Source organism: Pandoraea anapnoica, assembly GCF_902459765.1.
Lineage (GTDB): Bacteria > Pseudomonadota > Gammaproteobacteria > Burkholderiales > Burkholderiaceae > Pandoraea > Pandoraea anapnoica.
Genome location: NZ_CABPSP010000002.1, coordinates 521,395 through 532,797, shown reverse-complemented (window position 1 = coordinate 532,797; position 11,403 = coordinate 521,395). Strand labels below are relative to the sequence as shown.

Genomic DNA, 11,403 nt, shown 5'->3' with positions numbered 1-11,403 from the left:
TCGGTCAGCCTGTTTTGCTAAAATCGCCCCTGTTCCGTCCGGGGTGTCAGGCGCTCAGCCGCAATTCGATTGACCTTCGATGGAATCCATTGCCGGGACGACCCGGCAAGCGGTTCTCTTTTCTCCGGGGACGACCCCGATCTTTCATCGAAGTCAGTCATGGCCTGGATTCTTCTGGTTTGTGCCGGTTTTCTTGAAGTGGCCTGGGCCGTCGGGCTCAAGTACACGCAAGGTTTTTCGCGTCTCGTCCCCTCCGTATTCACGATTGTGTCGATGGTTGGCAGCGTCTGGCTGCTGGCTCTCGCGGTGCGCACGTTGCCGCTTGGCACCGCCTATGCCATCTGGACGGGCATCGGCGCCGTCGGCGCGTTCGTCCTTGGGATCATGCTGTTCGGCGAGTCGGCGTCCGCCGCCCGTATCGCGAGCGTCACGCTCATTCTTGCCGGGCTGGTCGGACTGAAGCTGACGGCGGCGTGATGGTGGCGTGATAGCGACGTCAGGCCGCCGCTGTTCCAGGCCTGCCAACGGCGCTAATCCTGCGCCCGTACGCGCCGCAGGGGCCTTTCAAGTCACCGGTGGTGCGTTGCCGCAACGCGCGGCATAATGGCGCGGTAACAGTCGAGTTACTCATCGGTCACATTTGGGGCGGATGTCGGGCAGATGCCGGGTGGTTGGACGGCGTTAATGGATCGATATCCGGCGGGGGGGCGGGTGGGCTGTTACCGCGTCGGCAGTGCGCGACGCGTGATCGTGCGACGCCGTCATGTCGGCGGCAGCGAGGTCACCATGCTTGAATCGATTGCGCTCGGCGCAGGGCTGTCCTGGGGCAGCGGCCTGCGGTTGTACCTGACGGTGTTCTGCGCGGGTCTGGCAGCGCGTTTCGGGTGGTTGCACCTGCCACCAACGCTCGCCGTGCTGGCGTCGACATGGGTGATTGCCACAGCGGGCGTGCTGGCCGCCATCGAGTTCTTCGCGGACAAGATCCCCTTTGTCGACAGCGCGTGGGACGCCGTGCATACCTTCATCCGGATTCCGGCGGGGATCGTGCTTGGCGCGGCGGCGCTGGGTCAGACCGATCCGGCCGTGACCGTGCTGGCCGGACTGGCGGGCGGCGCGCTGGCAGGCACGGCGCATCTGGCCAAGGCGGGCAGTCGTGCGCTGATCAACACGTCGCCGGAACCTTTCTCGAATGTCGCGGCCTCAGCCGGCGAAGATGTCTCCACGGTGGGCGGACTGGCGCTGGCGTTTTTCCTTCCCGCCGTTTTTCTCCTGATGTTGTTGCTGTTCGTCGTGTTGGCTTGGTGGTGGTTGCCGCGCGTCTGGCGCGGTTGGCGCTCGTTACTGGCGCGGGTTAAAGGATTGAGGAACGATGGGGTTCACTGAAGTTGCCCGCCAGGCCTGGCGGATGTTTCTGCGCGATTGGCGCGCGGGCGAGTTGCATCTGCTTCTCGTAGCATTGTTGCTGGCGGTCGGTGCCCTTTCCAGCGTCGGTTTTCTCTCAGATCGGATGCAGGGCGGGCTTGAGCGCGACGCACGCCAGATGCTCGCTGCCGATCTCGTCGTTCGCAGCGACGCGCCTCTGGCACCCGAATTCACCCGTCAGGCGCAGGCCGACGGGCTATCGACAGCCGTCATCGCCAATTTCCCCAGCATGGCCAGTGCGACGGGCGGGGGAGGCGAGGGCGGTCAGATAGCCGCGAGCCGCCTCTCGTCGCTCAAGGCGGTGAGCGACGGTTATCCGTTGCGCGGCCGCGTGCGCGTTGCCCCCGATGCCGGGGCCAATACACCGGACGCACCAGCCGACGGCATTCCCGCGCCGGGTACAGTTTGGGTCGACACTGCGCTGCTTGATGCGCTGCACGTCAAACCCGGCGAGTCGATCCGCGTGGGCAACCGCACGCTGCGCATCGCTGCCGTCATTACTCGTGAGATGGATCGGGGCTACGGCTTCGGCTCGCTCGCACCGCGCGTGATGATGCGCTTCGACGAATTGCCGTCGACCGGCCTCGTGCAGTTCGGCAGTCGCATCACCTACCGTCTGCTGGTGGCGGGCACCGACTCGCAGGTCGGCAAGTTCACCGCATGGGCGCGTCCGGCGGCAGAGCAGACGCGCGGTGTTCACCTCGAATCGCTGGAAGACGGGCAGCCGCAAGTGCGGCAGACGCTCGATCGCGCCGAGCGCTTCCTCTCGCTCGTGGCACTGCTCGCCGCTGTGCTTGCGGCGGTGGCCGTGGGCATCGCGTCGCGCCGGTACAGCGAGCGCCATCTCGACGCGTGCGCCGTCATGCGCTGTCTGGGTCTGCCGCGCCGGGCCTTGCGCGGCATGGTGACACTCGAATTCATCGGTCTCGGTCTGATCGGCGGCGTGCTCGGCGTCGTGCTCGGTTACGCGGCGCACTGGGTGCTGCTGGCGCAGCTCGGCGACGTGATTCCGGCGGGGCTGCCTGCGCCGACGTGGCGACCCGCTGCGTTCGGTCTGGCAAGCGCGCTCGTGATGTTGCTGGGCTTTGCGTTGCCGCCGCTGTTGCCGCTCTCGGAAGTGGCCCCGCTGCACGTGCTGCGTCGCGACGTAGTGGGTGGAGCGCGCCGTCAGGGATGGCTTGCATACGGCGCAAGCGCGCTGGCGTTCGGCGCGTTATTGCTGTTCGCGGCGCGTGATCTGCGTCTGGGCGCGCTGGTGGCCGGTGGGTTCGTCGTCGGCGCAATCGTTTTCGGCGTGCTGGCCTGGTTGGCGATTCGCGGTCTTGCGGCTTGGGCGCGCAGTACGGGGGCCGCCGGTGGCGCGATAGGCGGCATCGGCTGGCGGTATGCGGTGGCGGGGTTGCGCCGCCGAGGTCTCGGCAGCGCCTTGCAGGTGGTGGCGTTGGGGCTGGGATTGATGGCGTTGCTGCTGTTGGCGGTGACGCGCAACGATCTGGTCGCAGGTTGGCAGCATTCGAGTCCGCCGGACGCGCCGAACCGTTTCGTCATCGACATTCAGCCGGGGCAGGACGCGCCGGTGCTCACACAACTTCACGCGGCCGGTCTGCCCGATGTTCAGCTCTCGCCGATGATCCGTGCGCGACTGACGGCCATCAACGACAAGCCGGTGACGGGAGAAAGCTACACCGAGGAGCGCGCGCGTCGCCTTGCCGAGCGCGAATTCAATTTGTCGTACACGTCGGCGTTGCCTGATGGGAACCGTGTGACGGCGGGCCAGTGGTACGGCGAAACCGACAAGCCGCAGATCTCGATGGAAGAGGGCATCGCGAAGACGCTCGGCCTGAAGCTCGGCGACACGCTGCGCTTCGAAGTGACGGGGCAGACCATCGACGCGCCGATCACGAGCTTGCGCAAGCTCGACTGGGGATCGATGCGTGTGAATTTCTTCGTGGTGATGCCGCCCGCCGCACTGCGCGATTTTCCGATGACGTGGATTACGTCGTTCCATCTGGCGCCGAATCAGCAGAGCGTGGCGGATGCGCTGGTGCGTCAGTTCCCCAACGTCACCGTGATCGACACAGGCGCATTGCTGGCGCAGATACAGCAGATTCTGTCGCAGGTCATCGACGCAGTGCAGGCGCTCTTCCTCTTCACGCTCGCTGCCGGGGTGCTGGTGCTGTACGCCGCGCTGGCCGGTACGCGTGACGAACGCATGCGCGAGAGTGGCATTTTGCGGGCGCTGGGGGCATCGTCGCGACAGTTGCGCGACGTGCATCTGGCGGAGCTGGTGACGGTCGGTGCATTGGCCGGGCTGCTCGCAGCGTTGGGGGCGGGCGCACTGGGTTGGGCATTGGCGCGCTACGTCTTCGAGTTCGCGCTGACGTTCAATCCGTGGCTACCTGTGCTCGGGATCGGCGCGGGTGTTCTGTGTGCGCTGATTGGTGGCTGGAGCGGTTTGCGCGCGGTATTGCGTCAGTCGGCGGTGCGCACGTTGCGCGACGTGTGATGGTGAGCTGTCGAGCGCGGCAAAGTGCCGCGCTCACCCGCTGTCTTTTTCGAGACGCCGTCCGTGGCAGACGCCTTGGGCCTCGGGCACAATATCGCCCATGACGACCGAAAACTCCTCCGAAAACACCCGTCAGGCTGCTGCGGCAGCTGACGAAACGCAAGACACGCCGGCACAGCCGACGGCCTTTTCCCTGCTCGGCGGCGAGGCGCGCGTGCGCGAACTCGTCGATCGTTTCTACGATCTGATGGACCTTGAGTCCGAATTTGCGGGCATTCGCGCGATGCATCCGGCGTCGCTCGACGGCTCGCGCGACAAACTCTTCTGGTTCCTGTGCGGCTGGCTTGGCGGGCCGAACCATTACATCGAACGGTTCGGCCACCCGATGTTGCGCGCGCGCCATCTGCCGTTCCCGATCGCATCGAGCGAGCGCGACCAGTGGTTACGCTGCATGGCGCTCGCCATGCAGGACATCCATGTGGAAGGCGCGTTGCAGGAACGCCTGATGCAGGCGTTCTACGGCACGGCCGACTGGATGCGGAATAAGGCGGGCTAAGCCGCGTTAACCCACGTTAAGCCGCGTCGGCATCTCGAAGCCTGAACTTCCCCTCGGTCCCGAACGGGTCTTCGTAGTTCAGCTGGCGCTCGACCACATCCATATTGCGTTTTGCTTCTCTCGCGCTCATCCAGTCGATGACCGCTGTCGTCGCAATATTCCCGAAGGCCCGATAAGCCGTGGCGGCAAAGCCGATGCAGCTTTGCAGCGCATCGATCTCCTGTGCGAGGGTCTGCGGTGCGGACGACAGCGCGGGCAAGCCCAGCGAGTTCGGCGTGACGGCGTCGTCGTGTTCGTGCTGCGCGTCGTGCTCGCCTGCGATCTGGCCCGCCCGATTGAAGAACAGCATCATCGACGCGCCCAGTAGCGCCGTCTGATATTTCCCGCCGTAGGTCTCGATATGCTTCGAACCGAGGAGTTTTCCGGCAGATGCAAACCATGCCGTATTCATGATCTGCGACGTGGTCGACTCGGGATTGCAGTACTTGCCGACCGCCACCGCAAGATCCATCACGCTCGACAACGATGCGACCGCAGCAGTACTCAACGAAATTTTGTGCGCGCTGGATAGCGTGCTGCACTCGTACGTTTCCTTCACCGTATTCAGGCTGGCGACACCCAGTGCACTGATGCTCAATGCAGCGTTACCGACGTGGTGCATCAACGCCGTAAAGCGCCCGACCGCAGGCGGCGAAGGTGCCATCTCACTTAATGAGTTCGAGATGTCGGAAAGTCGGGCGAGGGCGTTCGCCGCGTCTTTTCTCACGGCGGCGTTGTCCCCACCGGGTAAGGGCGTGCCGCTGGCGTGGGCACTCGAGGCGTTGGTGTGTGTGACGTAGGTGTTCGGTTGGGTACTTGGCATCGATTTGGAGGGATTGAACGTTGTTGAAAGAAGCGGGGATCACAGCGCGTCCAGCAGACGTGTCAGTCGCGTGCGCAGGTCTGTGTTGTCATGCGCGCAGCGGGCCATGTCCAGCGCGTCGGTTGCCATCTCGCGCGCGGTTTGCGGGTCGCCCGTGCGTTGCATGCAGATCGCGGCGAAGTAGAGCGGTTCCGGATTGCCGTATTCACGGGAGATCGCCACCATCAGTGGCGCGATCGCCTGTTCGAAATCGCCAAGCTGGCAAAGCACGTAGCCGAAGGCTTTGTATACGGCGGTGTGATCGGGGAGCGCGCGGCAAATCGCGGCGAACGCGCGGGCGGCCCCTTCCAGATCGTTCGAGGCGTACAGGGCATATGCATGCGCGAGCGCTTGCGAATCCACCGCGCAGCTGATGTGGGAGACGGGGGCCGAGGACGACAAGGCTTGAGCCCGATGATGAGCGGTCGCAGCAGGAGAGGGGGCCCGTGGACGGGCAAGAGGGGGTCTCGTCATGGCGTCGTTCCTTTCAAAGTGCGATCGCGTCATTGCGATCGTCCGTAATATGCGGCGAGCCAAAGCGGCGGGCTGTTGCCCCGGGACAATCGATGTCGAGAAGTCACAAACGCGGCGCCGGGTTGGGGCGCAGCCTATGAGGTCACATTGGTCACGGACCAAAGTGGGCCGCATTGGGATAAGCACGAGGAACTGCCTGATGGCGGTGGAGGGCGCTGAATCGCGCGCGGGCACGACCGTACCGGCGTCGGCGCACGGGATTGTGTCTTGCCAGCGGGGTGGGAGTCGCGCGAACATGTCCCGTTCCCAAAGGAGACCGTATGACAACCGAAGCGCTGTTCCGACAAGACGCCTATCTGCGCCAATGCGAGGCGCGCATCACGCATATCGACGACACGGGCATCATGCTCGATCGCACCGTCTTCTATCCGCTCGGTGGCGGGCAAGCCGGTGACGCCGGAGCATTTGTGCTTGCCGACGGTACGCGCCTGACCATCGCAGACACCCGCAAGTCGAAACACGAAGGCGCGACGCCCGACGATGCCGTGCACGTACCCGCCGAAGGGCAGGGCCACGTACTGGCCGGACTGTCGGTCGGCGATGTCGTTCAGGCGGAAATCGACTGGGAGCGACGCTTCCGTCATATGCGGTTTCATACCGCGTCGCACCTGATGTGCGCCGTGCTGCCGCACCCGGTCGACGGATGCAGCATCACCACGGAATACGCGCGGCTCGACTTCGTGACGAACGAACCGATTGAGCGTGAGACGGTAGAAGCCGGATTGGCGGCGCTCGTGGCGGCGGCACGTCCGGTCGCGATCGACAGCATCAGCGACGAAGAGATGGCAGAGCGCCCGGAACTCGTGCGGACGATGAGCGTGAAGCCGCCGGTCGGGCTGGGCCGCGTGCGACTCGTGCGCATCGAAGGCATCGACTTGCAGCCATGCGGCGGCACGCACGTGGGCAACACGGCGGAGATCGGCGCATTGCGCGTGTCGAAGATCGAGAAGAAGACGTCGCGCACCCGTCGGGTGGTGTTGGCATTCGCCTGAGTCTGGCATCATCGGGCGATCTCCCAACGCTCACCTCAGGATCCTCGATGGCACGCCCGGCAGCAGACATTCTTTCGCAAACCCAACCGTTGCAACCCTGGCAGGCGGTGCTCGACTTCTGGTTCGGCACGCCTGACGCTGAGGTCTATGGGATGGCACGTCCCGAGTGGTTCCGCAAATCGGATGCCTTCGACGAGGAGATTCGCACCCGCTTCGGTGAGATCCACGCGCAGGCGGTTGCCGGGGAATTGAGCGACTGGGCGCAAACACCGCTCGGCGCTTGTGCGCTGATCGTGGTGCTCGATCAGTTCTCGCGCAATTTGTTCCGGCATCGTGGCGAAGCATTCGCGGGCGATGCGCAGGCGCTAGCAGTGGCGCGTCGCCTCGTTGAGGCGGGTGACGATCAGCGGCTGCCGACTGCGCAGCATCGCGTGTTCGTCTATCTGCCGTTCGAACACGACGAGTCGCTCGAAAGCCAGCACATGTCGCTGGCACTCTACGAGCAACTGGCGCAGACGTCGGGCCTCGTCGATAACCTCGATTACGCGCGCAGACACGCCGTCATCATCGAGCGATTCGGTCGATATCCACATCGTAATGCGGCGTTGGGACGCGACTCGACGCCGGAGGAAATCGCTTTCCTCAAGGAGCCGGGCTCGTCGTTCTGATCTGCGGAGGTGGGGGCGTGCAGTCAGCCGCGCGGCGGGTTTCTCACCGCCGCCGTGGCTGCCGAGGTGCGCGAACCCACCGGCGTTGCCAGTTGACGTTGCTGATGCCACCGGATCGAAAAGAAGCCGATGACGTACGCCAGCACACCGCCCGCGACGGCAAAGGCAGCCAGACCGGTACCGAGATGCAACGTCGCGGTGCCGAAGTCGAAATTCAGTAATTGCGTCCAGAAGCTCTCACCGGCCTGCGTGGCCGCCGCGACAGTCGCTTCGATCTCGGCCTTGGGGGACCAGTCAAGCATCCAGCGTCCGACATGATGCGCCCCGAAATAGACGAACGGCACCGTGAGCGGATTGGTAATCAGCGTGCCCATCGTCGCCAGAAAGAGATTTCCGCGCAGAAAGGCTGCGACGAGAATCGCCACCGGCATTTGCGCCACCGGAATCAGAAACCCGAAAAAGACACCGCACGCCAGTCCGATGGCCACGCCACGCGGAGTGGCTTGCCACAGACTGCGGCGCAACAGCAGGCTGGCATGCGGACGCAGCCAGCGGGATCGCAGCAGCCGCATCGGGCGGAGCATCTTTAACATCATGGGTAGGTTGCTCGTCGGATGGTGTTGACCCAGGCGGGCAGAACGGCGGGCGTGCACGCAAAGGTCCGCATGCAACGGATGTCTGAGTGTCGGAGACGTGGAGAGTTCAATCGCGCCGTTTGGCGTGGGAGGAGATCGCCTGACAGCCAAAAGCACGACATCCAGGCACGTGGGTCCGGCCGATCTCTGCTTTGGGAGGGGGGAGGCTGCGGCAGGGAAGGGAGATAAAGAGAAGGTGCTGCGCGACGGTCGTGCCGCGCAGCGATGAAGCAAAAGGCAACGAAGCGACTGCTTAGATCTGCGTGCGTTGATGCGCCCAGCGATCGACCTGCGACGGCTTGAAGTGACGCATTGTCTCCAGCAACGATTCCGGCGATGCTGCGATCTGCAACTGATCGAGTTGCGGCGCCTTGAGGAACTGTTCGGTCACCATCGACTTGAGGAACACCAGCAACGGATCGTAGTAGTTCTCGACGTTGAGCAAGCCGATGGGCTTCGCGTGATAGCCGATTTGCAGCCAGGTGAAGACTTCGAACAGCTCTTCGCATGTACCGATGCCGCCGGGCATGGCGATGAAGGCGTCCGAAAGGTCGGCCATCATCTGCTTGCGCTGGTGCATGTTCTCGACGACGTGGAGTTCCGTCAGCCCGGTATGGCCGACTTCCTTCTCCATCAATGCCTTCGGAATGACGCCGATGGCCTCGCCGCCATGCGCGAGCACGGCGTCGGCAATGATGCCCATCAGGCCGACCTTGCCACCGCCGTACACGAGACGGATGCCAGCGTCGGCCATGCGACGACCCAGATCACGGGCCGCGTCTGCGTACTCGGGGCGAGCGCCGGTTGCGGCCCCGCAGTAGATGCAAATGGATTTGACTTCCGACGACATGCCTTACTGCACTCCCTTGGATGATGATTCCCGAGCCATCTTGTCATACAGCTCGCGCGACTTGCCCTTGAGGTAGGGCGCCATTTGCGAAAGGATGTTATAGCTCGATTGATGCAGCCCTGCGCCGATTTCTTCAGGATCGTTGTACTTGCGCGGGTTCATCACGAATTGATAGGACAACCAGTACGTGGACAACACCACCATATTGGTGGTCACGATCTCAATTTGCTCCGGCGTGATTTCCATTTCGCCATCGGCCACGAGCAGGTCGCACATCTCGCGTGCAAAACGCTTCTTGTGGCCGACGATCTGCTTGAAGTGCGTCTCCAGCGTGCGGTTGCGCGCGAGCAGGTCGTTGAGGTCGCGATAGAGGAAACGAAAACGCCACAGAAATTCGGACATGTATTGCAGATACGTCCAGACTTCGTCGAGCGTGGGTTTGTGATCATCGGGCAGCCGCAGGCGACGTTCGATTTCCTGCTCGAACTGCGCAAAGATGCTGTTGATGATGTCGTCTTTGTTGCGGAAGTGATAGTACAGATTGCCGGGGCTGATCTTCATCTCCTCGGCAATCGTGGTGGTGGTGACATTCGGTTCGCCGATTTCGTTGAAGAGTCGCAGGGACACTTCGAGAATTCGTTCGCGGGTTCGGCGTGGCGGCTTTGCTTCCATGTCTGTCGGCCCCGGTTAGCGGCAAGCTCGGCGAAGGAGGTTCTCCGCTTGCGTTTATGAGTTGAGTATTGGGTATACGGCGAACGATTATACCCGGCAGTCGGACGCTGCCAAGCCTGCAACCCGGGGTGACGAGCGATATCAGAAAAATGCCGTACGTACGAGCTCCACAATGACCGGACCGGCGAGCGAGGCCCAGGTGAGAAGGCACAGGCCGAGCGCGACCAGCACGGCGGCACTGCCGAAATCCTTCGCACGCTTGGACAGTTCGTGTCGTTCGAGCGAAATACGGTCGATGGCGGCCTCGATGCTCGAATTGACCAGCTCGATGATGAGCACGAGCAGGATCGAGCCGATCAGTAGTACGCGCTCGACGGCCGTAACCGGCAGGAAAATCGCGGCGGGCAGAAGAATGGCGGCGAGCGCGAGTTCCTGGCGGAAGGCGCTCTCCTCGAACACGGCAAACTTGAATCCGGACAGCGAGTACTTCAGGGCGCGCCAGGCGCGCATGACGCCCCGGTTGCCCTTGTATGGATTCGGTTGTTTGTCGCGTGGCGGCGGGTGATCGATGAACAAGCGTCAGGTTCCTCGCCGCAACGGGCTCTTGAGGTGGATCAGACCGCGGGCGCGAGCGACGGCTCGGGCTTGCGCGGATGCAGATGCGAGGCGAATTCTTCAGAGGCCGCCTGCCACGAAAAGCGCTCGGCCCAAGCACGCGCGCTGGCTCGCGAGACCTTGAGGGCGTCCAGACACGCCTCGCGTAAATCCTCACGCAATGCGCCGCCGTCGCCCTCGGGGCAGCCGGCGAATACATCGACCGGCCCGGTCACCGGATAGGCCGCCACCGGCAGGCCGCACGCCATCGCTTCGAGCAGCACCAGACCGAACGTATCGGTGCGGCTCGGGAAGACGAAGACGTCGGCCGATGCATAGACCTTCGCCAGTTCAGGCTGCGAGAGCATGCCGAGATAGTTCACATCGGGGTAGCGCGAGCGGAGTTCGGCCAGTTGCGGCCCTTCGCCCGCGACCCATTTCGAGCCGGGCAGATCCAGTTTCAGGAAGGCTTCGATGTTCTTCTCCACGGCAACGCGCCCTACGTAGAGGAAAATCGGATGTGCTGAATTTAGCACATGTGCTTCCTGCACACGGAAGATGTCGAGATCGACGCCACGCGTCCACAACACCACGTTATCGAAGCCGTTCGCTTCGAGATCGCGTTTGACGACTGGCGTGGGGGCCATGACCGCACGCGAGGGTTTGTGAAACCAACGCAGGAAGCGGTAGGTGGCAGAGAGCGGGAAGCCGAAGCGCGCCTGCACGTATTCTGGGAAGCGCGTGTGATAGGCGGTGGTGAACGGGAATCCGTTACGCACCGCCCACTTGCGCGCGGCCATGCCGAGCGGGCCTTCGGTGGCGATGTGCAGGGCATCGGGGGCGAAGTCTTCGATGCGGCGTCCGACGCGTCCGCCAGCGAAGAACGCCAGACGGATCTCAGGGTAAGTCGGGCACGGAATTGTGCGGAATTCCTGCGGCGTGAGCAGCTCGACACGATGGCCGGCCGCTTCCAATTGAGCGCGCGTGTTCTTCAACGTGCGGACCACGCCGTTGATCTGCGGATCCCAGGCGTCGGTGACGATCATGATTTTCATCGGGCGCTCCTTCGCGCG

The 11,403-nt window shown here is 63.5% G+C and carries 13 protein-coding genes; 6 read left to right on the top strand and 7 right to left on the bottom strand.

What is annotated here, in order from left to right:
* Positions 1-159 precede the first annotated feature (159 nt).
* The 4 genes from sugE to PAN31117_RS05495 all read left to right on the top strand — a co-directional run bounded on the left by sugE (position 160) and on the right by PAN31117_RS05495 (position 4,484).
* Positions 160-477 carry a quaternary ammonium compound efflux SMR transporter SugE gene (sugE, locus tag PAN31117_RS05510; RefSeq protein WP_150737294.1) on the top strand — a complete coding sequence of 106 codons (318 nt, stop codon included), beginning with the start codon at positions 160-162 and terminating at the stop codon, positions 475-477.
* 309 nt (positions 478-786) lie between these two features.
* Positions 787-1,383, top strand: a complete 597-nt coding sequence (locus tag PAN31117_RS05505; RefSeq protein ID WP_039402874.1) for a DUF4126 domain-containing protein — start codon at positions 787-789, stop codon at positions 1,381-1,383.
* Positions 1,370-3,928 (top strand): ABC transporter permease, encoded by a 2,559-nt coding sequence (locus tag PAN31117_RS05500; RefSeq protein WP_246188921.1) that lies wholly within the window; start codon positions 1,370-1,372, stop codon positions 3,926-3,928. Before PAN31117_RS05505 ends, PAN31117_RS05500 begins: the two co-directional genes overlap by 14 nt.
* 100 nt (positions 3,929-4,028) lie before the next feature.
* Positions 4,029-4,484, top strand: a complete 456-nt coding sequence (locus tag PAN31117_RS05495) for a group II truncated hemoglobin (protein ID WP_150737293.1) — start codon at positions 4,029-4,031, stop codon at positions 4,482-4,484.
* Between the two features lie 16 nt (positions 4,485-4,500).
* Here the strand turns inward: PAN31117_RS05495 and PAN31117_RS05490 are convergent, their stop codons facing one another.
* On the bottom strand, positions 4,501-5,346 hold the full coding sequence (locus tag PAN31117_RS05490; protein WP_150737292.1) for a hypothetical protein: 846 nt from the start codon (positions 5,344-5,346) through the stop codon (positions 4,501-4,503).
* A gap of 39 nt (positions 5,347-5,385) precedes the next feature.
* Complete coding sequence (locus PAN31117_RS05485) at positions 5,386-5,892, bottom strand: tetratricopeptide repeat protein (protein WP_150737291.1); 507 nt, start codon at positions 5,890-5,892, stop codon at positions 5,386-5,388.
* A 287-nt stretch (positions 5,893-6,179) separates the two neighbouring features.
* On the opposite strand from PAN31117_RS05485, the gene PAN31117_RS05480 reads away from it, so the two are divergent.
* Both PAN31117_RS05480 and PAN31117_RS05475 read left to right on the top strand, forming a co-directional pair.
* Positions 6,180-6,911, top strand: a complete 732-nt coding sequence (locus tag PAN31117_RS05480; RefSeq protein ID WP_150737290.1) for an alanyl-tRNA editing protein — start codon at positions 6,180-6,182, stop codon at positions 6,909-6,911.
* Positions 6,912-6,958: 47 nt separating this feature from the next.
* The gene (locus PAN31117_RS05475) at positions 6,959-7,579 is read left to right on the top strand and encodes a DUF924 family protein (protein WP_150737289.1); all 621 of its coding nucleotides are present in this window, start codon (positions 6,959-6,961) and stop codon (positions 7,577-7,579) included.
* A gap of 23 nt (positions 7,580-7,602) precedes the next feature.
* Here the strand turns inward: PAN31117_RS05475 and PAN31117_RS05470 are convergent, their stop codons facing one another.
* From PAN31117_RS05470 to PAN31117_RS05450, 5 genes are all read right to left on the bottom strand, one after another.
* Positions 7,603-8,175 carry a DUF2062 domain-containing protein gene (locus PAN31117_RS05470; protein WP_150737288.1) on the bottom strand — a complete coding sequence of 191 codons (573 nt, stop codon included), beginning with the start codon at positions 8,173-8,175 and terminating at the stop codon, positions 7,603-7,605.
* A gap of 292 nt (positions 8,176-8,467) precedes the next feature.
* On the bottom strand, positions 8,468-9,064 hold the full coding sequence (locus PAN31117_RS05465; RefSeq protein WP_150737287.1) for an LOG family protein: 597 nt from the start codon (positions 9,062-9,064) through the stop codon (positions 8,468-8,470).
* Between the two features lie 3 nt (positions 9,065-9,067).
* A complete protein-coding gene (locus PAN31117_RS05460; protein WP_150737286.1) occupies positions 9,068-9,736 on the bottom strand; it encodes a TetR/AcrR family transcriptional regulator in 669 nt (222 codons plus the stop codon).
* A gap of 141 nt (positions 9,737-9,877) precedes the next feature.
* A complete protein-coding gene (locus PAN31117_RS05455; RefSeq protein ID WP_069343105.1) occupies positions 9,878-10,312 on the bottom strand; it encodes a diacylglycerol kinase in 435 nt (144 codons plus the stop codon).
* A gap of 38 nt (positions 10,313-10,350) precedes the next feature.
* Positions 10,351-11,385 carry a glycosyltransferase family 4 protein gene (locus PAN31117_RS05450; RefSeq protein ID WP_039397619.1) on the bottom strand — a complete coding sequence of 345 codons (1,035 nt, stop codon included), beginning with the start codon at positions 11,383-11,385 and terminating at the stop codon, positions 10,351-10,353.
* Positions 11,386-11,403 lie beyond the last annotated feature (18 nt).